This window comes from Citrobacter sp. Marseille-Q5395 (assembly GCF_947057495.1).
GTDB classification, from domain to species: Bacteria; Pseudomonadota; Gammaproteobacteria; order Enterobacterales; family Enterobacteriaceae; genus Citrobacter; species Citrobacter murliniae.
Window position 1 is genome coordinate 612,997 of sequence record NZ_CAMSEL010000001.1, and the last position, 22,754, is coordinate 635,750.

Here is a 22,754-nt window from a genome sequence, read left to right on the forward strand (position 1 = left end):
CGAGTTGTTTGAATGAAGAAATCATACGCGCAGGGTCAGAGAAAAACTTCACAAACAAGCCCCTGTAATTTCTAAAAGTTAAGAAATATTTTCTCTTTTATAGGAAAATTAAGAATTGAGTTTCTATTTTTGAAGCAGATCACAACAAAAAAGGTGCACCTAAGTGCACCTTTTTTATCATGCCATTTTGATTAATTCACCGTCGGATGGCGGCGCTTGCGCCTTATCTGATCGACAAAAGTCACAAGCGCGCGTAAACCGCAGGCCTGATGAGCGTAGCATCAGGCACAGCTATCACCTCAGGTACAAACCACTTTGATCGCCAGACCGCCACGAGAAGTTTCACGGTATTTATCGTTCATGTCTTTACCGGTTTCGTACATCGTCTCGATAACTTTATCGAGTGATACACGTGGCTCAGACGTGCGACGCAGCGCCATACGCGCGGCGTTTACGGCTTTTACAGCGTTGATCGCGTTACGTTCAATACATGGAATTTGTACCTGCCCCGCCACCGGATCACAGGTGAGCCCGAGGTTATGTTCCATCGCGATTTCAGCGGCAATACAGACCTGTGATGGGCTGCCGCCAAGCAATTCAGTCAGCCCGGCTGCTGCCATTGAACACGCCACACCAATCTCTCCCTGGCAGCCCACTTCAGCACCAGAAATAGACGCATTCATCTTATAAAGCGCGCCTATCGCCCCTGCGGCCAGTAAATAACGAGCAATTGAATTCGCATTCACCGGGCGACGGAACTTGTCGTAATAGGCCAGCACCGCGGGGATAATCCCACATGCGCCGTTCGTCGGTGCGGTAACGACCCGACACCCGGCCGCATTTTCTTCGCTCACCGCCAGAGCGAACATGTTGATCCAGTCGATGACGTTCATCGGATCGCTGGACAGGTTATCGCTGGAAACCAGCAAACGGCGTAACGCCACAGCGCGACGTGGAACGTTAAGAGGACCAGGCAGGACGCCTTCAGTGTTCATGCCACGCTCTATACCGGCATGCATGACGTCCCAGATTTGAGCGAAGCCCGCATCAATCTCTTCTTTACTGCGCATCGCCAGTTCGTTTTGCATCATCAGGCCGGAAACAGAAAGCCCGTTTCTCTCGCACAGCTTCAGCAATTCGCTGGCGGAATGGAAGTTGTACGGCACATGCGCCTCGGTATCGTGCGCCAGGCCAAAATGTTCCTCTTCAACAATAAAACCACCGCCAACGGAGTAATAGGTTTTACTTAACAACTTCTCTTCGCCATTCCATGCAGTGATCCGCATTCCATTTTCATGACGTGGTAGCGTTTCTGTATGGAAAAGAATGTTGCTCTCTGGAGGGAAATCGACCACATGTGTCCCCCCGGCAACCGGCAAACGTCCGGAGCGGGTCACTTCCTGAATAAAACCAGCAATTGCGTCAATATTCACGCTCTGCGGGCTGTTACCTGCCAGCCCCATCATGATGGCGACATCGGTCGCATGGCCTTTTCCGGTCAGGGAAAGCGAACCATAAAGATCGACGACAATGCGCGTGGTCTGAGGTAATTCTCCGGTACTGACCAGTTGGTCGATAAAACGTTTACCTGCATTCATTGGTCCCACGGTATGGGAGCTGGAAGGTCCAATGCCAATCTTAAAAATATCGAATGCGCTAATCATATCCACACCCTCGGATTGCCGTTCAGTGAAGACCAGGTTTCACACTCATTACAGGATTGGGGCGATCCTGACGATCGCCCCGCGGGGGGGATTACAACGTGTCGCCACGTACGGCGATGGCTTCAATCTCCAGCTTCACATCCTTCGGCAAGCGAGCAACCTGCACGCAACTGCGCGTTGGGTAGATTGCTTTATGCTCATCAAAGAACTGCTGATACACCTGGTTAATCGTGGCGAAGTCATTCAGATCAGCAACAAATACGGTGGTCTTCACGATATCGCCCACTTTCAAACCCGCAGACTCCACGATCGCTTTAACGTTTTCCAGGCTCTGACGCGCCTGATCAGCCACGTTTTCTGCCACTTCGCCCGTTTGTGGACACACCGGGATCTGACCTGAGGTCAGCACCATGCTGCCCAGATCCACACCCTGCACGTAAGGCCCAATGGCCCCTGGCGCACATTCAGTTGCAATAATTTTTCTCATAGCCCCTCCGGCGTTAAAGCGCCTGGGTGAAAGTACGTGAAATAACATCCTGCTGCTGCTCACGGGTGAGCGCATTAAAGCGCACCGCATAGCCAGACACGCGGATCGTTAGGTTCGGATAGTTTTCCGGGTGCTCAATCGCATCCATCAGCATTTCGCGGTTCATGACGTTAACGTTCAGGTGCTGCCCGCCTTCGACATGCGCTTCATGATGGAAGTAACCGTCCAACAGACCGACCAGGTTGGTTTTACGTACGCTATCCTCTTTGCCCAGCGCCGCCGGCACAATGGAGAAGGTGTACGAGATACCATCTTTGGCATAGGTAAATGGCAGTTTGGCAACTGAGGTTAACGACGCAACGGCACCTTTGCGATCGCGACCGTGCATCGGGTTTGCCCCTGGTGCAAACGGAGTACCTGCGCGACGTCCGTCCGGCGTGTTGCCGGTTTTCTGTCCGTACACCACGTTGGAGGTGATGGTCAGAATAGACTGCGTCGGTACCGCGTTACGATAGGTCGGTAACACTTTAATTTTCTTCATAAAGCGTTCAACCAAATCGCAGGCAATACTGTCTACGCGCTCATCATTGTTACCGTACTGCGGATAGTCGCCTTCAATTTCGAAATCGACTGCCAGACCGCTCTCATCACGGATCGGTTTCACTCGCGCATATTTGATAGCCGACAGGGAGTCCGCCGCGACGGAAAGACCCGCCATGCCACATGCCATCGTGCGATAGACATCACGATCGTGCAGCGCCATCAGTGAGGCTTCGTAGCTGTACTTGTCGTGCATATAGTGAATGATGTTCAGCGCACTGATGTACTGCACTGCCAGCCAGTCCATAAAGTGGTCCAGGCTCTCCATCACCGTGTCGTAATCCAGCACATCATCCATCAGCGGAGCCGTTTTCGGACCCACCTGGATTTTCAGCTTCTCATCCACACCGCCGTTGATTGCGTACAGCAGCGTTTTGGCGAGGTTGGCACGTGCACCAAAGAACTGCATTTGCTTGCCGATAACCATCGGGCTGACACAGCAGGCGATGGCATAGTCATCGCTGTCAAAGTCAGCACGCATCAGATCGTCGTTTTCATACTGTAAAGATGAAGTGACGATAGAGACCTGTGCAGCATATTTTTTGAACGCAATCGGCAGAGCTTCAGACCACAGTACCGTCAGGTTCGGCTCAGGTGCTGGCCCCATGGTGTGCAGTGTATGCAGGTAGCGGAAGGAGTTTTTCGTGACCAGCGTACGACCATCCAGCCCCATACCGCCAATGACTTCCGTTGCCCAGATAGGATCGCCCGAGAACAGGGTGTCGAATTCCGGTGTACGCAGGAAACGCACCATGCGGATCTTCATAATGAAGTGGTCGATCAGTTCCTGAGCCTGCTGCTCGGTTAAGAGCCCGGCTTTGAAGTCGCGCTCAATATAAATATCGAGGAACGATGCGGTACGACCCAAAGACATTGCGCCGCCGTTCTGAGATTTCACCGCTGCCAGATAAGCAAAGTAGACCCACTGCACAGCTTCCTGCGCATTACGCGCCGGACGGGAAATATCGCAACCGTATTTCGCCGCCATTTCCTGCATTTGCAGCAGTGCACGACGATGTTCAGACAGCTCTTCACGCAGGCGAATCGTAGCTTCCAGATTCTGCCCCCACTCCAGATTCGACTGGAGATCGGCAAATTGCAATTCACGTTCACGCACCAGATAACGGATCCCGTACAGTGCGACGCGGCGATAGTCACCGATGATGCGGCCACGACCATAACCATCCGGCAGACCGGTTAATACACCGGACTTACGGCAGCGCAGCATATCCGGGGAGTAAGCGTCAAATACGCCCTGGTTATGGGTTTTTCGCAGCTCAGTAAACTGGTATTCAAAATCCGCGTCCATCTCACGACCATAGGCATCAAAAGAGCTTTTGATCATGTTAATGCCGCCAAACGGATGCAGGGCACGCTTGAGCGGCTTATCCGTTTGCAGACCAACGATCTTTTCCAGTTCTTGTTCGATATAACCCGCATCGTGTGCGGTAATCGTTGTTGCAATGTTGGTATCGAAATCAACCGGCGCATGCGTCGAGTTTTCAATACGGATGCCCGCCATCACTTTTTCCCACAATGCTGTGGTCGCTGGCGTCGCTTCGGCGAGGAAAGATTCATCCCCTTCATAAGGCGTATAGTTATGCTGAATAAAATCACGGACATTAATTTCTTCTTTCCAGTCCGTACCTTTAAAGCCAAGCCATGCTTCGGCATACAGCATATCGCTGGTATCGATATTTACCTTCATGAAAAATAATCTCTCTACTGAAAATTAATTATGCAAATTCCACTGGTGCGTTAACTTTGCCTAAATTAATGGCATCGAGTGCAATCATTTTCTCTTCATTCGTTGGAATAACAGCGCAAATAGCTCGGGCATCTTTACCTGAAATAATTCGCTCACCGTGGGAATTAGGTAGGCTATTCATATCGCTGTCGATATTCACTCCGAATACGGCCAGATGTTCAATTACCATACGGCGAATTAAGACCGAGTTTTCACCAATTCCACCGGTGAAAATAATCCCATCAAGACGATGAAGCGATGCGGCATGTCCGGCGATATGACGTGCAATGCGATGTACAAACGTCTTAATTGCCAACTGCGCACGCTCGTGTCCTTCGTGCCAGGCTTTCTCCAGCGTACGTAAGTCAGAAGACAAACCGGAAATACCCAGTAAGCCAGACTCTTTATTGACCACGCGCTCAAGGTCGCTCAGTGTCTGGTTGGTTTCACTCGCAATCCATGCCATCGCACCAAAATCCACATCACCGCTGCGCGTCCCCATCATCAGACCTTCCAGCGGCGTCATACCCATTGAGGTATCAACGCTTTGCCCATTCCGGACCGCACAGATGGAAGCGCCATTACCCAAGTGAGCGATCACTAAACCAGAATCATCATTCTGGAGGCCGAGAAGCTCATGTGCGCGCTGAGAAACATAGCGGTGCGAGGTGCCATGAAAACCATAACGACGAACCCCCAACTCCTCAAAGTATTTCCACGGTAAACCGTACAGATAGGCTTCAGGTGCCATCGTCTGGTGGAAGCTGGTATCAAATACAGCAACCTGCTGCACTCCCGGGAAAAGATGTTGCGCGGATTCAATTCCGCTCAGGTTCGCATAATTATGTAACGGTGCTAAAGGTGATACCTGGCGAATATTATCGATAACTTCATCAGTAATTATTGCTGACTGCGTAAAGATACTTCCGCCGTGGGCAATGCGGTGGCCAATTAAGGCCACGCTGTCCATTAAATTACGTTTCTCCAGTTCAACTGCAATTGCTTTTAATGCATCTTCGTAGCTGTGGTGAGCCAGCTTAGCTGGCTCTCCTCCATTAATTGCTATGAACGCATTTTCAGAATTAATACCGTCCGCAATTCCCGCCATTAAAACATCACAGTTAGCTGCATCCAGCACTGAGAATTTTATTGAAGATGAACCGCAGTTAATAACCAGTACTACCGGAAACTCATTCATTTCACTACTCCGCTCATCCTGAGCTTAAGGATTAAAACAGTTTGTAGACAATGTTCAGGATGGTCAGCAAACCAATCACGGTAACAAACACGTTATCCAGACGGCCACGGTATTTTGCCAGTGACGGCGCTTTACGGATGGCGTACATCGGCAGCAGGCAGAGCAGTGAGGCGATAATTGGCGCGCCCATCGCTTCAATCAGATCCAGGATATTCGGGTTGGCATAAGCCACGACCCAGGTGGAACCCATGATGAAGATCATGCTGATGGTGTTGAGCTTGCCCATTGAAACTTTGGTTTTATCGCCTTTGTAACCAAACTTCAGTACCAGACCGTTCAGGCCTTCCAGCGTGCCCAGATAGTGGCCGAAGAAAGATTTGAAGATGGCAACCAGTGCGATAATAGAAGCACCGTATTCCAGAATGGTTGCGAAAGTCGATTTCGTACCGGACAGTGAAGCAAAGTGGTTCGCCAGGTAAGAAAGTACCGGAATGTTCTGCGCTTTCGCTTCAGCCATATTAGCCGGAGAGAGGGTAAACAGGCAGCTGAAGGCGAAGAACATCACCACCGCAACCATCAACATACTGGCGCGAGAGATGATTTTTGAACATTTCTGCTCGGTAAATTCACGACCAAAATCTTTCTCATACTCTTCACGTTTAGAAACTACGAAGGAAGAGACAATCGGCGAGAAGTTGAAGGAGAACACCATGATGGAAATACCCAGCCATACAGTGACCAGAATACCGTCATGCCCGGTCAGCGCTATATTACTGAGATCTACCTGATCGATAACCGCTGAGTTCCAGTAAGGGATCAGGGACAGAGAGATAAGCACCAGGCTGGCAATAAATGGCCATACCAGGAAGCTCATCACTTTAACCATCAAATCTTTACCAAAATAGATGACGAATGCCATCAACAGCAGCAGGAACAGTGCCACGAAGCCACGGTTAAGCGCTGGCATCTGCAACTGGTTTTCCCAGAAGGTCATAAAGGTGTTGGTAATGGTGACGCCATAAATCCACAATAGTGGGCAAATCGCAAAGAAGTAGAGGAACGTGATAACCACGCCACCTGTTTTACCAAAGTGCTCTTCAACCGTTTCTGTGATGTTACCGGAAGGATTAGAGCCGGAAAGACACAGGCGTGCCAGTGCACGGTGGCAATAGAACGCGATGGGGTACGCTAACACCAACATTAACAGAATGGGGATCAGCCCGCCAAAACCTGCGCGGATAGGGAAGAACAGCACCCCGGCGCCGATGGCTGTACCAAATAAACCCAGTGTCCAGGTGGTGTCCGATTTGCGCCAGGACGATTGTTTTGTCTGGCTGGATACAATGCTATCAGTAGTACTCATATCCTATCCTCAACGAAAATATTAAGCGTCAACTAAACCAGTAATTTGGGATACACGAGAAAGATCGATATTACCACCAGAAATAATGCTAACTGTTTTTCTATTCTGGATATAGCTATCTAATTTCCCGCTTAATAATGCTGCACATGCCAGAGCACCGGCACCTTCAGTCACAACTTTATTTCGCTGAATTAATGCCACCATACTGTTGCGAATTTCATCTTCGCTGACGAGGACAATGTCATCTACCAATTCACGAACGATTTCATAAGTCAAATTACCCGGGCGGGAAACGTCACAACCATCCGCCAGGGTGCCGGTCGTTCGATGCGTGGTTATTTCTCCAGCGTGGAAAGATGCCGCCATGCCGTGAACGTTTTCAGACTGTACGCCAATAATTTTAATTGTCGGGTTGATGGATTTAATTGCTACAGCAATACCAGCAATCAGACCACCGCCGCCAATTGGTACAATCACGTTATCGACATCGTACAGATCTTCCAGAATTTCCAGGCCAATGGTGCCCTGACCGGCAATCACTTTCGGATCATCATAAGGAGGAATAAAGATACGGCCTTCAGTCTCTACAATCTCGCTTACCTTCGCGATAGTGTCGTTGAAGTTGTCGCCGTGCAGCACAACTTCTGCTGAGTAATCGCAGGTTGCAGCCACTTTAGACTTCGGCGCACCTTTTGGCATCACTACTTTGCCATCGATACCGAGCATTGCGCAGGAGAGAGACACCCCTTGCGCATGGTTACCTGCGGAGCAAGCCACCACACCTTTCAGTCTTTCCGCCTCTGTTAATGAACTGAGCTTATTAAAAGCACCACGGATTTTAAATGAGCCAGTACGCTGCATATTTTCAAACTTGAGGAAAATTTCCCCTTTGCAACGTTCACTAAAATAGTTAGAGCGAGGCATTCCCGTTTTATAAATTTTCCCCGCCAGTCTTTTTTTCGCTTCGAGGATATCTTCAATTGCAACTGGGAGATCGTATGTAATGTGCATTAGAACCTCTTACCTGGGTATTAAAGTAAATAGATAGCCGTTACCAACGTCTGATATAGACAGATGGCGTTAATTCCGTATTAAACAAATTCAATCATTAATCAATTTCAATTAACTGCTTTCGTCTATGAGAATTGTAAGATGAATATTCTTTGGCTAATTCAACCAAAATTGATGCTGCTTTTTTTATTCGATAATTTTTAGACCAAACGGCGGCATAACGCGCAACCGGTAAGGATTCTTCTACCGGAATAGTAATAAACTGGTTTGAACCAAATGGAGTGGTCATATCGCAGGGAATTACTGTTAAGAAATCAGCATTGAGAACAAGATTATAAATCGTGACGACGGAGTCTGTTTTAACGATGTTTTCACTGCTGATGCCATTTTTTTGTAACGTGGTAAGAAGTTCGCTGTAGTACCCCATATTCGTTTGTGGCAACACCCACTGTTCGTTTTTCAACGCTTTCAGCGTGGTGATGCCGGTGCATGTTCGGGAGTTACTGGCTACCAGAACGAACTCTGACTCAAAGAGCGGCTCCACATGTAGATCGTGTAGTTTCATCTCATCACTCAGTGTACCAATAGCGAAATCCAGTCGCCCGTCACGAACCGCCGGTAAGAATGAGGATAGCTGAGCCTCATACATGGAAACCTGCGCTTTCGGGAACACCTCTTTAAACTTCTTAATCATGCCGGACATGATGGTAAAGGCAATCAGTGAAGGAAAGCCAAACGACACATCAACAACTGCATTGCCCGTCATGCTGTTCATCTCATCCACCATGTTTTTCATTTCACGGGTAATGGATTCAGACCACGAGAGCATCACCTGACCAGCCTGAGTCAACGTAACGCCTGTATTTTTACGAACCACTAACTCAATACCAAAATAAGCCTCAACATCATTAATGATTTTACTGACAGCAGGTTGAGTTAATCCTAATTCTTTTGCAGCTGAGCCGATAGAACCACTTCTAATGACTTCCTGAAAGACCACTAAGTGCTGTGTTTTAGGGAGAGTAATAGTATTCATATCGACCTGCGTTAATTACTTTGTTGACGGCAGGGAGTGTACCAAATTAAGTGAACAAGGATATGTGCGACCACTCACAAATCCCCTTCACTTACATTTTGTAAGATTATTATAAATCTATTAATCACTTATTAATCAATGCAATACAAAAACGCGATCTCACTTTAACCTGATTTTAATCAAAAAAAGATGGGGGGATAACAAAAATTTATGGCAATAACACACCAGGTTTCTTAGATATTTCAAAAGATCGTGAAAGGCTATATTTCAAGCAATTACAGAGTATTTATCGGGCTGAATTACGCTTAAATTTAATGAGTAACTTATCAAATATAATTATATTTATATCATAATTGTGGTTAAATAATGTTATGGGTCACATTTTTTTGCCCCATATGTTTGTAAAGAAACATTGCATTTATTGATATTTAAACTTATTCATACAATCAATTACCATGCGCAACAATATATTAACACGGTTTTTGCGCAGTTTATCAGCAACTAATTTTGTGATAGCGATCGATTGCGTTCGTTTTCTCTATCAAAAATTACCAAAGGTAGCGTTTTGTGTTAGCCATCACAAAATCAGAAATCTCCCTCGATACATCTCTCTCTAATAGAGGAATCCCGATACGGAAATAAGCAGAAATAAAAAATAGATTCGCAAAGAATTAATGTAGTGCGTTTGCAACGCCTGCCCGTAAATCGACCTGCAGGATAATGGCGTAAACGGCTTGTCCATGCTGCAAAAGCAAAAACCCCGCCGAGGCGGGGTTTTCTTAAAAGTTGAAGCTGACCGATAAGGCGGCTTCGTTCATCCATACGTCAGGTATCTACAGTGCTGGAGTATCTTGTGTCGCAGACTGTATCCCACTTTGTGTTGCAGATAAAGCCAATCAGCGACGGTTCATTCTCTACTCTTTCTTGCTGGCTTGCCTGTTTTCCCATTCTTCTCTAACCATTTGAAGCTGCTCATCTCTCAGTTTTTTTTCGTCAATTCTATCTTCTGAGTCATATGTGTCTGTTTGAATTCGCCTCATACCTTTCGCGATATGCTTCCAATCCTCACGAATTCCTTTAATTTGTTGTGAAATTTCTGTCATTGGGCTTTTGGCACCCAATTGACTAATACCAGCAAAGGAAGCCATGTCGTATGTATAACTCATGGTCTCTTTCACCGTAGAGTTTGGTTTTTTGGTCCAGCTAATGCTGACTTGGAATACCTTACCTTCTATCTGTTTGTATTCACATAGATTACTGGTCATTTGTTGACCATTTCTTAAGACACTTATTTGCTTTAAAGGGATAGTTTTATCTTTTCGATGGGAGGCATTTTCAAGAGGAGGATCAAATGTGACCTCAATGTTGAAAGCTGGCGCGTTTCCGGTGTTAACGACACTGATATCAAAATGAAGCATTGACCATGCGTTAGGTTCCAGCGTTGCCACTACTTGAGGCTGCTCGGAAGCGTCGACCATTCGCTTTGTCTCTTCTGCCAAGATACGGGTTACACGCCATAAGAAAAAAGTTGCTATGGCAGTTAACAGTGCAGCAAAAGCAGAAATGAAAGTAATGATTTTATCATTGTGCTCTAAGAAGTATGGAATCATTTTGTTCGTACCCTATGGCTTAACCAATGTTGATTTTCCCATATTGTATGCTGCTGTGAGTATTAATTTGTTGAAATCTATTCACTTTCACTTACATCAAAACTTTTCGAAAAAGGACAGTGCTTCGATCTGGTGACATAAATAAAGCTGTAGATGCTGTTGGAGTAGACGCACAGTGTGTGACCGTTCTCAGTGGTGGACTGTTCCGGGTTGCTCATGGTCACACGCCCAGCGCTAGCGTTAAAGGCCACTATCAATCCACAAAGTATCGCTGCATATCTTTTCATTTTTCATCCCCCTTGTTGTCATCAGTGCTAACTCAGTGTAAATGCCACCATGAAAACAACCCAATCGATCGATAAAAATGATCGATAAGATCGAAATAATTTATAAAACTGGTTAGAGTGTATGCATGAGATTTTCACTTCACGGCATGAAAGGATGACAGCTTTGACTACTAACCAAATGAAAAACAATAATCTGTACTTCTATCTCTACATGGCGCTCCCACTCCTGCTCCCGGCTATTTACTTTTTCACCATGAATGATATGGCTGCTCTCATCGTTTTCTATGTGGCCGCCATCATCTGTGTGATTTTTGACCAAAAGGAGATGGTTAAGGCTGGCAACGAAGCCGAACCTCAGTTTGTAGGGTCGGCTCTGGGGATTCTCGTTTTTCCACCCCTTTACGTTTACGGGAGGGCTAAAACTGCTGACGTGAAGATGAGCAAACGATGGGCGTGGTTCTTCGCATACATTGCAATTGCGTTGAGTTGTTCCGCCATCACAGTTGTTTTAGATGACAGCGAAGCACTTAAGACGAGCGCTTGTGAGATCACGACTTCAATATTCAAAGATAAGGGGAGTGAGGTGAAATGCCTTGTTGTGGAGGATGTGAAGAAGGTTTCAGACAAAAACTATCGTGCGAAAGCTGTATTGAGTAATGGCATTGATATGCCCATCACCATTGAAGAGCGTGACGATGATTACATTTATGTGACATTAACCCCGCTGAGTGGCTTGCTTGAGTAATTGACCGATACAGGGGGGAGCAATCCCCCAAATCTTATCCAACCCGCCTCCGCGAAGGTTCAGAAGTACCCCATCCCCAAATAGTGCACAAAAGAACAATATCCCCGGGGCAATGTTTGATCTGCCAGGCAGATTTACATCGTTCGTAAATTATGCGGTCAATCTTTATGAAATATCAGGAGTTCAGGGCGTTGACCTACTCTACACCTCAAGCCTTGCTCATAAGAAAAATCAGAGATATAACTTTTTATTGCAGGTTTTTTCCGCATGTAGTTGGTTGGTAAAAAGCCGCGTTAAGCAGCATTATAAAGTCAGGGATAGTCTGGTACTCACATCGAGTACAGAACGTGTGATTAGTTCGTTATGTTCATGAGGGATTAACGATAGATGGATAGAGATTGGATTCTTCAACAGAAAGAGACTCGACGTACATTTTCCAAATCAACCTGGATACCCTTACGACAATCAAAAGATGATGGGGAAGGAGATGTCAAGAACGTCGGTTACTTCAATGAGTATTTTGGATGTGGATCAGTTGCATTCCCACCAGAAAATCGGAAAGTCGCCGAAAGCTTGAGCTGGGGCGAAATCGGGATTAGCACAAGGATATCTCCTTTCGCATACGAGGATGGATATTATTCTGCTATTGATGAGTACCAATATAACGATAAAGACCCAATTGGTATTCACTTGGTTCTGGAATTGCCTCAGCCAGTGATCGGAGGAAGACAGTGGATACTCAATCCCGACCTTGTTGCAGCACTTCGCCTCATTAAAGAGGGCGAACAATGGGTCAGACCAGAAGAAAATTTTGTAGTTGTCGCTCGTGAAGTGCTCGACGAACACGGTGAACAACGTCTGATCGAAATAAAGAGAGAATTTTTACTAGATTACTTAGCAGCTAGAAATCTGTCATTACGGCTCTCTTATTATCGTCAACGAGTAGAAAATGTTGCTTCACTTGAAACAAGTAAGTATGCAAATCTTGAGAGCCACAAAGAAAGCCGTGATGGTGGGCAATACGAGTTACTTATCCGAGAAATAAATGATGTTTTTGGCGGCAGCTGGGCCATGTTCCGTGCATGGAGAACGGATGTCGACGAAGATGAAGATGCACCTGTAATGGGGCCAGAAACTAACGAGAATACCGACTATGAAAAATCCCAAGGTCGAAAAGGTGGGTATAAAGGGGTTAGAGTCGAGAGTGAATTCTGGCGGGACGAGTGGATAGAACACCAAGGACTAAGTACGCGTATAAGAGGAGATTTAGATAGAAATTTACCTCAATTCATTGTTGAAACCGATGGAACTCGTTTGCCGTCTGCCGAATTAAATAGCGAAGAGGTTGGAAGATGGTTGTGGTTTCGATACGGTATTATAAGTGAATTGCTTGCTCTCCGAGGATTCTCACTCAGGTGGTATACAGCAGAAACTGGGGGCATCATTTCCACTTCAGGATACTCGATCCACTTCGGTCTAAATTCTTCCGATTTAATCACCGTTTACGCTTATGACATCGCTCGTCTTCCTGCATGGGAGCAACATATATGGGCTGCCCATAACATTGTACCTGATGGGAAAGTTTCAGGTGAGCTATTAGATTCTCAGGTAAAATGTCAGCCTGCATCAACCCACGCGGTGGAAGAGCTATTTTTCGATGTTATAGAAATGCTTGAGAGCGGATTTAGAGACGTCTTCAATGTTCCACTTTTCACTCATAATATTGATCGTTCTGAAGCAATGAAGAATGTTTCCCGCTTCACGAGCAAAGATCAAACGTCCCTTTTGAGGTTAGCAAAGGAGCTTGTACGGATTTTTACTGATCGCTTAGACGTGCGCGAACTTCGTAAACTTTCGACACACGCGAACAAGGATAAGCTGGGTTCAAATAAACTTCTTGAAGATATTTTGGCTCAGAAAATAGGCCCAGAGAAAGCGCGAAAGGTATTTGGTTTCATAGCAGGGGCATACGACATGCGAGTGGGCGATGCCCACCCTACTAGTTCAAAAATCGGGGACGCATTAAAGCTCGCTGGTATTGATGATAGCAATTCATACCTGAAGCAAGGCGAACAACTTATATCTAATTTTGGTCAATCAATTTGGTGGATTGGAAAGCTACTGTTTGAAGAAGACTGAACACGGTGATATCGCTTCAGCGGCAGTGCCTAATGGGCATGAATCATTGCGTATCTACCGCTGATCTTTTCAAAATATTATTGCGAGTATCGTTGTTATAGTCACTTGAATAGTATCAACAATCGAACGTTTTATGACACCAGTAAACCCTACCCTAAATTAGTATCATTAAATTAGCACATTGACATTATGATACCATTAGTTGATTATGATACCGTTTTTGACACCAATCAGGAGAGCGATTATGAGCCGTACATTTGCATATTGCCGTGTGTCTACCAGCGAACAGTCAACAGAAAACCAGATTATGGCGATTCGTCAGGCTGGTTATGAAGTGCCTGAGAATCGTGTTGTCTCGGAGACGGTATCCGGTGGCGTACAGGCAATGAAGCGTAAAGGCTTTGCCGATATGGTTACTCATAAGCTGGAAGCTGGGGATCGACTAGTGGTGCTGAAGCTAGATCGCTTAGGTCGTGACAACATCGATGTGCAGCAAACTATAGCGATGTTGGTAGAAAAAGAGATAGATGTAGTGTCGCTGGATCTGCCTGTGCGTAACCTTTCCAGCGCGGAAGGGAAGCTGATGCTACAAATGTTTTCAGCGTTTGCGGAGTTCGAAAAATCCCGCATTATTGAACGCACAAAAGAAGGATTAGTAAGAGCCAGGAAGGAAGGGAAGAAGTTAGGCCGTCCGGTTGCGGCAGATACCCTTCAGCGTGTACAGGAAGCCAGAGCTAAGGGGCTGAGTCAGTCCAAAGCGGCGTTAGCATTGAATTTAAGTCTCCCGACTATCAAACGAAACTGGAACATCAAAGAGGCGTAAGATTTAACCTGTCTTCACTCAGATTCAGATGCTGCCCTGCCAACGTTTGAGGCTTAATTATGGCTATTTTCGGGTCAATTAATTCGAAATATTCTGGCGACAGTAAATCCAGCGGAACCGCACACCAGCTTAAATCCACCTGGAAAAGATAGTGATGGAGTGCTATATTTAAAAGTTAAGCCGTAGTATATGAGAGAAGGCATTGTTAAACGCAATGAGCGCTATCGTGAGCGTTTTTTGTAGTATGGGTAATGCGTAGGTACTACTTCCTAATTTGAAGGCCGTAGAGAGCGTTACACTAAGGATTTAGCAATTATGGTTTTTATTGCTCAATTTTGATGTTGAGTGGACCCGATCCCCATTTCCGGTCTGATACTTTCCACGCTCTTTCGCCAGATACGATACCCACAGAAAAGGCCCCTCGAGCGTTTTCGGCTTATTTCTTTCGATAATGTAATAATTCGGATATCTTTCCGTTGCCTTTGGCAGCTCCACCAGCGCTGCTTTACCGCCCGTCAGACCCGTCCAGATTTCAACAATGCTTCCGGCAATGCCACTTGTGGGTGTCCCAAGGCGTCTGACCTGTCGATGCGGGAGGGCAATCCAGCAATGGTAATGCACCTGTTTTGCTTTCTCTTGCTCCCGTACCCAGCCATAAGCAAAGTTGAGGATCGGTTCTGCCAATCCCTCAGGCCTGTTTAATTTAGCCCTCAGGCGTTCACGTAGTTTTTTAAACAGGTCGCTTACCCACCTGTTGCCTGTGTCTATTGGGGTATTCTCAGGTAAGCGTAAATCGAAGCGAGAGAAGTAAACCCGGCTGTAGATGGACAGTATTGCATCAAGCTGTTCTGCTATAGGGGTAAGGATATCAAGGCGAACACCAGATTGGTCGGTGGTGTTGATCGGGTAGGAGTAACCATGACGAATGAAAACATCACCATCGATTACCCTGTAACGCCCGTGTGCATGACCTTTGGTTGTGTAAGGCGTAGCCTGTGTGAGCATTGACTGAGCACATCCTTCTTCTGACACAAAACCCCCACAAGTTAGTTATATAAACAACCCTCGCGTACACACACACACACACACACACACACACACACACACACACACACACACACACACACACACACACACACACACACACACACACACACACACACACACAAGTTATTACCATCTGACCACCGTAAAACGAAGCGGGTACAGGTAGTGCAAACCCCATCAAGCAAAGCCTGACGGCAAAAAAGATGGATGAATTTTTTTCGAAGAAAGTTTACATGGGATACAGAAACCCAAAATAACAATAACTCAAAACAAATAGCAGTGCAAAGAATATTTTAATCTGCGGTATTTTTCAGGTTTGCTTCTGCAATTTTTCCGTTTTTGCGATACTCCGACATTGTGCTTCCCTGTCGATAAACGCTTAGCTACGGCTCAGCAAACCCATTGAATTAGAATGACTATCACTAAAACCAGTCAACACTATCAACGACTGGAAGCAAATCCGAAACTTTCATCTTGCCCGTGTAAACCTTGGTTTGTCCTTGGTTTGAATGTTCGTGACCTATCGTTTGCTGAACAAGTGTGAGGGTGTGCTTTGCCTGAATTTCAGTTACGAAAGTGTGACGTAAACTATGCACAATACGTCTATTTTTATAATCATCAAGATAATCAATACCCAATTGTTCACGTATCGCATGAAAAAGCCGCGTTACCTGACTTGTATTAGTGATTTCGGGGAACAAATTAGTATCTGCCTTTTTGCTATCCAAATAATCCAAAAAACCCATATTGATCAAACGTTGTGAGATAGGAACCTGCCGAATCCCTGCCTCAGTTTTACTATCCCCAATCATTATGTAATGTCTCTGACTGTCCTCGTCCAACCGCACATCAGAAACATTCAGTTTTGCGATTTCAGAGCGCCGAGCGCCAGTATACGCCAGTAGCAAAAAAACCCATTTTTTCCAACCATCCAAAGTCGCGAAGTGACATACCAATTTTCGCATTTCTGCTCCGGTGTAATAACCATAGCTGAGGCTTTTAGCTTGGTACGGAACATTAAGTGTCGGTGATGATTCAAGAATATCCTCTTCTTTAGTCAGGTAGGTTGAAAACAGTCCCTGACACAACTTCAGATAATCTTTGACCGTTTTGGGTGAAACCAGGTCTGCTTCTGGAACTTCATCCAAGTCCAAACATTGCTCAATAGTCATTCGGTTATAAGGCCTCTTATTCTGACGAGGTAAACCTTCAACTACCTCAAGCAGGTTTTTAATATCGCGTCGAGTAATGTCAGAAACTTGAGTATCAGCTCCCAAAACTGCCTCTATCACTTCATAGTATTTTTCATTCCCCTGCCGAATTTTAGGGGTCCAGCCCGACCTAAAATTTACAAAACCTTTCCATGCCTCAGATAGGGTCAGTTTAGAGCGCAATGGTTTTTCAGGCTTATCCTCTGAGATGGAAACGTTATAATTGTCAGGTCGCATAGAGTTAACGATCTGGCGATAATCAGAATGTCGTTGATCCATAAAGGCTATATGTGCATCGCAGTAATGTCTCAAGAGAAGGTCGTACTCTGAGGCCAAATAATCGACTTCATCCGCCATGCCCGTAAGATCAAACTGGCTACCAAGTTGCTCTATGACTGAATCTGTCGACAGCGGTTCAACATCTTGTTTAAAGGTTCCATCAAGTAGTAATCCAAAATCACGCGCATTACGTTTTTCACGAGCCAATGAACCGGATTCACGCAGGGTGTTACGTACAGTTGCGGGAATTTTTTTTGCTGCGGCGTAAAAATCTGCCTGAATTTTAAGCAAATAACGATCAATATCGTCTTGTTCTAACTTCTTCATTTTCTGCACTATATCCAATAGTTGGGCTGGCTCCATCTTGGACGATTTTACAAAAGAAATGAACATCGAGAGACGGGAAGATATAAATCTTGCTCTACTGGCTGAATCGCAGCCCAGCGACACACGAAAGAAACCGCCTGAAGGCAGTCTAAAATGAAGGCTGTAACGGTTGCCACGCTTTAGGATATTCGGGATGGAACAGCCGTTGGTGTGCCTCGTCTGTATCACAGTCTGTGTCACATTTTCACCTATTAAGGCCTGAGACACACCAACGTATTGTTTTTGAATGAGTTGAAGCTGACCGATAAGCCGGGTTCTGTCGTGGACAGTCATTCATCTAGGCCAGCAATCGCTCACTGGCTCAAGCAGCCTACCCGGGTTCAGTACGGGCCGTACCTTATGAACCCCTATTTGGCCTTGCTCCGGGTGGAGTTTACCGTGCCACGGACTGTTACCAGCCGCGCGGTGCGCTCTTACCGCACCCTTTCACCCTTACCTGATCCCACTTGCGTGGGCCATCGGCGGTTTGCTCTCTGTTGCACTGGTCGTGGGTTTCCCCCCCAGGCGTTACCTGGCACCCTGCCCTATGGAGCCCGGACTTTCCTCCCCTCCGCCCGTCTCCCCCGAAGAGGACGACGACGAAGCGGCGACTGTCTGGTCAGCTTCGGCGCGCAGTATAGAGGGTTTGCGGGCCAATGTCACCCCGCACTACGCATTCCTATCGCCAGCGTAGCAGCGATGTTTCGTGACGCCCGATAAATATTGTCAAATGCTCCGCGAAACGCCTCTTCCAGCGTACCTATGCTGGTCAATACACTAAATACCGCATCGATACCATATTGATGTACGACGCCTACATCCCGCGTCAGGCTGCCCGCAATACCAATTACTGGTTTGTGGTACTTCTTCGCCACACTGGCCACACCAACCGGTACCTTTCCATGAACACTCTGGCTGTCGATACGGCCTTCTCCTGTGACCACCAGAGTACAGTCGTGAATATGTTCTTCCAGATTGAGGGCCTGGGTAACAATCTCAATACCGCTGCGCAGCTCTGCACCTAAAAATGCCGTTAATGCCGCCCCCATCCCCCCCGCAGCCCCTGAACCAGGAACGTTCTTCACATCCACTCGCAGCGATTTTTTAATGATATCGGCATAGTGAGAAAGATTACGGTCTAGCTCAATAATACGTTCCTCGGTTGCCCCTTTTTGAGGGCCAAAAATACGGGAAGCGCCCTTGTCACCGGTCAGAGGGTTAGTCACATCACAGGCAACACGGATAGAACAGTTTTTTAATCGCGGATCCAATCCTGAAATATCAATGCTGTTCAGGCTATTCAGGCAACCGCCGCCGTAGCCAATTTCAGTCCCATTGGCATCGCACAGTTTTGCCCCCAGAGCCTGCGCCATGCCCGCTCCACCGTCATTGGTTGCACTGCCGCCAATGCCAATAATGATGCTTTTCGCGCCGCTTTCCAGCGCTTGCAGAATCAATTCTCCAGTGCCACGCGATGTAGTCACTAATGGATTGCGTTTTTCAGGAGGAACCAGAGCCAGCCCACTGGCTGCCGCCATTTCGATAAAAGCAGTTTTACCATCCCCGGACATGCCCCAGCAGGCATTCACTTTTTCGCCCAGCGGGCCAGTCACCAGGGCTGAATGTTTAGTCCCATGGGTGGCGGCAATCATGGCTTCAACCGTCCCTTCACCACCATCGGCAACGGGAACTGAAACATATTGCGCATCGGGAAAGATTTCCCGAAATCCTTTTTCTATCGCCTGAGCGACCTCAATGGCGGAGAGGCTTTCTTTATAAGAGTCTGGGGCAATTACGATTTTCATAGTTATGTAGCCTGACAGTGCCGCGCAAGGCAAGAATTACAGGGCGCGAGAAGGCGCCCTTCTTGTTAGCGAGTGACTTCCACTTTCGCCAGTTTTTCGTAATAGCATGCAAGAGCACTATGATCAGCAGTGCCCAGCCCATCTGCACGTAGCGCCTGCATCATCTCCATGACTGCAGCAGTTAGCGGCAGTTGGGCGCCCACACCATGGGAGGTGTCCAGCGCATTCGCCAGATCTTTTATATGCAGATCAATACGGAAGCCTGGTTTAAAGTTTCTGTCCATTACCATCGGTGCTTTAGCATCCAGCACGGTACTCCCGGCAAGACCGCCACGGATGGCCTGGTATACCAGATCCGGGTTAACGCCTGCTTTGGTCGCCAGCGTCAGTGCTTCAGACATAGCGGCGATGTTCAGCGCGACAATGACCTGGTTTGCCAGCTTGGTTACGTTACCCGCACCGATGTCACCGGTATGCACCACAGAACCTGCCATCGCTTTCAGCAGATCGTAATATTTATCAAAAATCGCTTTATCACCGCCGACCATCACTGACAGCGTGCCATCAATCGCCTTCGGTTCACCACCGCTGACCGGCGCATCCAGCATATCTACGCCTTTCGCTTTCAGCGCTTCGCTGATTTCACGACTTGCTAACGGTGCGATAGAGCTCATGTCGATCAGCACAGTCCCCGGCTTAGCACCTTCAATAATGCCGCCTTCACCCAACGCTACCTCTTTCACGTGCGGCGAGTTTGGCAGCATGGTGATGATCACATCGCACTGCTCGGCAATGGCTTTCGCCGTAGTAGCCGTTTCTGCGCCTGCGGCAATGACTTCCGCAATCGCTTCAGGGTTACGGTCAGCAACCACCAACGAGTAACCTGCCTTGAGGAGGTTTTTACTCATTGGTTTACCCATAATACCAAGGCCAATAAAACCAACTTTCATTGTCATGTATTTATCTCTCTATACTGTCGATGGTGGTTATTTCTTAAAGGAATCAGCCAGTTTCTGCGTGGCAGAACGGAACACGCCAAGATCGCTGCCCACGGCAACAAACGTCGCGCCCCAGTCCAGATAACGACGGGCATCCGCTTCTACCGGTGCCAGAATACCGCTTGGCTTACCATGCGCTTTAGCGCGGGAAAAAATGTGCTGGATAGCCTTCTGCACATCGGGGTGGGACGCATTGCCCAGATGCCCTAACGCAGCGGCCAGATCGCTTGGGCCAACAAAAATACCGTCAACACCTTCAGTTGCAGCGATAGCATCAACGTTATCAACACCCTGCTGACTTTCGATCTGTACGATAATGGTGATGTTCTTATTCGACTGCGCAAAGTAGTCCGGTACGGTGCCGAACATATTGGCACGGTGAGAAACGGATACACCGCGAATACCTTCTGGCGGATAGCGGGTAGACGCCACCGCGCTGACGGCTTCTTCTTCCGTCTCTACAAACGGGATCAGGAAGTTATAGAACCCGATATCCAGCAGACGTTTAATGATCACCGGCTCGTTGGTCGGTACGCGCACTACCGGCGCGCTGGAACTGCCTTTCAGCGCCATCAGTTGCGGAATAAACGTCGAAATATCGTTTGGCGCATGTTCACCGTCCAGTACCAGCCAGTCAAAACCAGCCAGACCTAATACTTCGGTGCTGATGGGACTGGCCAGCGCGGACCAGCAGCCAATCTGAATTTGTTGCGCCGCCAGGGCCGCTTTAAACTTGTTCGGGAAGATTGTGTTATTCATCGCCTATACCTTTGTTTATTTCTGCAATTCCATACGTTTAATGTCACCGACAATAAACAGGTAGCAAACCATCGCCATCAGCGCCGAACACCCTACAAACATCAGCGCAGCATTGAATGAGTGCAACTCGCTCACCAGATAACCAATTACCAGAGGGGTTACGATAGAAGCGACATTACCAAATACGTTAAAGACTCCACCGCACAAGCCAACAATCTCTTTTGGTGCAGTATCGGAAATCACCGGCCACCCCAGAGCGCCAAAGCCTTTACCAAAGAACGCCAGCGCCATCAATGCAACGACCAGGACGGTATTATCAGTGTAATTACACAGAATAATGGTCGAAGCCAGAAGCATTCCGAGCACAATCGGCAGCTTACGTGCCAGAGTGATACTGAAACCACGTTTAATCAGATAATCAGAGAACACTCCGCCCAGTACACCGCCAGCAAACCCGCAAAGCGCCGGAATTGAGGCAACCAGACCGACTTTCAGAATCGACATGCCTTTTTCCTGCACCAGGTAAATCGGGAACCAGGTCAGGAAGAACCAGGTGATGGTGTTGATAAAGTACTGTCCGAAGAACACTCCCAGCATCATGCGATTGGTCAGCAGTTGCTTGATATAGTGCAATTTCGGGCCACTCGCAGCCGCAGTGCCAGGCTTCTTGTGGTCCATATCCACTACCGCGCCGTTATCAGAGATAAACTTCAGCTCTTCTTGCGACATACGCGGATGATCAGTTGGATTATGGATAAGCTTGACCCACAGCCCGGTCAGGACAAAACCAATCACACCCATCACGGTAAAAACATGTTCCCAGCCCCAGGCGAAGGTCAACCAACCTAACAATGGCGAGAATAGCGCCAGAGAGAAATACTGCGCCGAGTTAAAAATCGCCGATGCCGTGCCACGTTCTTTAGTCGGGAACCAGGCCGCAACAATACGGGCGTTAGCCGGGAAAGAAGGCGCTTCAGAAAAACCAAGCATGAAACGCATGATAAACATTGATATCCCTGCCCAGGCCAGTGGGAACATGTCCACAAAGCCCTGCAGGAAGGTAAACAACGACCAGAAGAACAGACTGTAGGTGTAGACTTTCTTCGAACCAAACTTATCAAGCAGCCAGCCGCCGGGGATTTGCATCAACAAATAGGCCCAGCCGAAGGCGGAGAAAATATAACCCATGGATATGGCGCTTAACTGCAACTCTTTTGCCACTTCGGTACCAGCAATAGATAGCGTCGCACGATCCGCATAGTTAACGGCTGTAACAATAAATATTATCAGCAATATTAAATATCTGGTATGCGTACCTTTCTTTTCCTCTACTACCGTATCCAACATCATTCTATTTACCTCGGGTACATAAAAACATTTTATTATTATTTGGTGGGTATTCGTGGTGATGAATTACCGATAAAAAGATATACGATAATTTATCAGACGCTATTAAACCGTGATTCAGTATAATCAGCTGCGCGCTGTTAATCATTGTGCAAAAGCTCATTTAAGACATACTGTTAAAAGATTATTTTGGTCATATGCACATAATCATGGGCGCTAATGCACACATTTA

General features: G+C 47.1%; 18 protein-coding genes and 1 other RNA gene. 3 read left to right on the forward strand and 16 right to left on the reverse strand.

The features are described 5' to 3' along the window. Nucleotides 1-299: 299 nt before the first annotated feature. The 9 genes from tdcG to OH663_RS02845 form a co-directional block, all read right to left on the reverse strand. Nucleotides 300-1,664 (reverse strand): L-serine ammonia-lyase, encoded by a 1,365-nt coding sequence (tdcG, locus tag OH663_RS02805; protein WP_048220503.1) that lies wholly within the window; start codon nucleotides 1,662-1,664, stop codon nucleotides 300-302. Between the two features lie 91 nt (nucleotides 1,665-1,755). Further along, a complete protein-coding gene (locus OH663_RS02810; protein ID WP_045447911.1) occupies nucleotides 1,756-2,151 on the reverse strand; it encodes an enamine/imine deaminase in 396 nt (131 codons plus the stop codon). A gap of 13 nt (nucleotides 2,152-2,164) precedes the next feature. Further along, entirely contained in the window at nucleotides 2,165-4,459 is a 2,295-nt protein-coding gene (gene pflB, locus OH663_RS02815; protein ID WP_048220502.1) for a formate C-acetyltransferase, read from the reverse strand. Nucleotides 4,460-4,487: 28 nt separating this feature from the next. Beyond that, complete coding sequence (gene tdcD, locus OH663_RS02820) at nucleotides 4,488-5,696, reverse strand: propionate kinase (RefSeq protein ID WP_045447917.1); 1,209 nt, start codon at nucleotides 5,694-5,696, stop codon at nucleotides 4,488-4,490. A gap of 31 nt (nucleotides 5,697-5,727) precedes the next feature. Then, nucleotides 5,728-7,059 carry a threonine/serine transporter TdcC gene (gene tdcC, locus OH663_RS02825; RefSeq protein ID WP_045447919.1) on the reverse strand — a complete coding sequence of 444 codons (1,332 nt, stop codon included), beginning with the start codon at nucleotides 7,057-7,059 and terminating at the stop codon, nucleotides 5,728-5,730. Nucleotides 7,060-7,080: 21 nt separating this feature from the next. Further along, on the reverse strand, nucleotides 7,081-8,070 hold the full coding sequence (gene tdcB, locus OH663_RS02830) for a bifunctional threonine ammonia-lyase/L-serine ammonia-lyase TdcB (RefSeq protein WP_045447921.1): 990 nt from the start codon (nucleotides 8,068-8,070) through the stop codon (nucleotides 7,081-7,083). Between the two features lie 97 nt (nucleotides 8,071-8,167). Beyond that, nucleotides 8,168-9,106, reverse strand: a complete 939-nt coding sequence (gene tdcA, locus OH663_RS02835) for a transcriptional regulator TdcA (RefSeq protein WP_045447923.1) — start codon at nucleotides 9,104-9,106, stop codon at nucleotides 8,168-8,170. Nucleotides 9,107-10,020: 914 nt separating this feature from the next. Then, nucleotides 10,021-10,716: a hypothetical protein gene (locus tag OH663_RS02840; protein WP_200010047.1), complete on the reverse strand. Its 696-nt coding sequence runs from the start codon at nucleotides 10,714-10,716 to the stop codon at nucleotides 10,021-10,023. Between the two features lie 77 nt (nucleotides 10,717-10,793). Continuing rightward, nucleotides 10,794-11,003 carry a hypothetical protein gene (locus tag OH663_RS02845; RefSeq protein WP_233633501.1) on the reverse strand — a complete coding sequence of 70 codons (210 nt, stop codon included), beginning with the start codon at nucleotides 11,001-11,003 and terminating at the stop codon, nucleotides 10,794-10,796. A gap of 154 nt (nucleotides 11,004-11,157) precedes the next feature. Here OH663_RS02845 and OH663_RS02850 point away from each other — a divergent pair, with 154 nt between their 5' ends. The 3 genes from OH663_RS02850 (at nucleotide 11,158) to OH663_RS02860 (ending at nucleotide 14,710) form a co-directional block, all read left to right on the forward strand. Then, on the forward strand, nucleotides 11,158-11,748 hold the full coding sequence (locus OH663_RS02850; protein ID WP_200010049.1) for a hypothetical protein: 591 nt from the start codon (nucleotides 11,158-11,160) through the stop codon (nucleotides 11,746-11,748). A 387-nt stretch (nucleotides 11,749-12,135) separates the two neighbouring features. After that, on the forward strand, nucleotides 12,136-13,887 hold the full coding sequence (locus OH663_RS02855; RefSeq protein WP_200010051.1) for a hypothetical protein: 1,752 nt from the start codon (nucleotides 12,136-12,138) through the stop codon (nucleotides 13,885-13,887). A gap of 244 nt (nucleotides 13,888-14,131) precedes the next feature. Next, nucleotides 14,132-14,710, forward strand: coding sequence for a recombinase family protein (locus tag OH663_RS02860; RefSeq protein ID WP_053263615.1), 579 nt, complete (start codon nucleotides 14,132-14,134; stop codon nucleotides 14,708-14,710). A 306-nt stretch (nucleotides 14,711-15,016) separates the two neighbouring features. Here OH663_RS02860 and OH663_RS02865 read toward each other — a convergent pair whose 3' ends face one another. The 7 genes from OH663_RS02865 to garP all read right to left on the reverse strand — a co-directional run bounded on the left by OH663_RS02865 (nucleotide 15,017) and on the right by garP (nucleotide 22,525). Further along, nucleotides 15,017-15,715 carry a YagK/YfjJ domain-containing protein gene (locus OH663_RS02865; RefSeq protein ID WP_200010110.1) on the reverse strand — a complete coding sequence of 233 codons (699 nt, stop codon included), beginning with the start codon at nucleotides 15,713-15,715 and terminating at the stop codon, nucleotides 15,017-15,019. Between the two features lie 464 nt (nucleotides 15,716-16,179). Beyond that, on the reverse strand, nucleotides 16,180-17,574 hold the full coding sequence (locus tag OH663_RS02870) for a tyrosine-type recombinase/integrase (protein ID WP_233592723.1): 1,395 nt from the start codon (nucleotides 17,572-17,574) through the stop codon (nucleotides 16,180-16,182). A 289-nt stretch (nucleotides 17,575-17,863) separates the two neighbouring features. Next, nucleotides 17,864-18,240: RNase P RNA component class A (rnpB, locus tag OH663_RS02875), an RNA gene on the reverse strand. A gap of 32 nt (nucleotides 18,241-18,272) precedes the next feature. Next, nucleotides 18,273-19,418 (reverse strand): glycerate 2-kinase, encoded by a 1,146-nt coding sequence (gene garK, locus OH663_RS02880; protein WP_045447926.1) that lies wholly within the window; start codon nucleotides 19,416-19,418, stop codon nucleotides 18,273-18,275. A gap of 65 nt (nucleotides 19,419-19,483) precedes the next feature. Beyond that, nucleotides 19,484-20,374 carry a 2-hydroxy-3-oxopropionate reductase gene (garR, locus tag OH663_RS02885; protein WP_045447929.1) on the reverse strand — a complete coding sequence of 297 codons (891 nt, stop codon included), beginning with the start codon at nucleotides 20,372-20,374 and terminating at the stop codon, nucleotides 19,484-19,486. A gap of 30 nt (nucleotides 20,375-20,404) precedes the next feature. Beyond that, complete coding sequence (garL, locus tag OH663_RS02890; RefSeq protein WP_200010053.1) at nucleotides 20,405-21,175, reverse strand: 2-dehydro-3-deoxyglucarate aldolase; 771 nt, start codon at nucleotides 21,173-21,175, stop codon at nucleotides 20,405-20,407. Nucleotides 21,176-21,190: 15 nt separating this feature from the next. Beyond that, on the reverse strand, nucleotides 21,191-22,525 hold the full coding sequence (gene garP / locus OH663_RS02895; RefSeq protein WP_045447935.1) for a galactarate/glucarate/glycerate transporter GarP: 1,335 nt from the start codon (nucleotides 22,523-22,525) through the stop codon (nucleotides 21,191-21,193). Nucleotides 22,526-22,754: the final 229 nt, after the last annotated feature.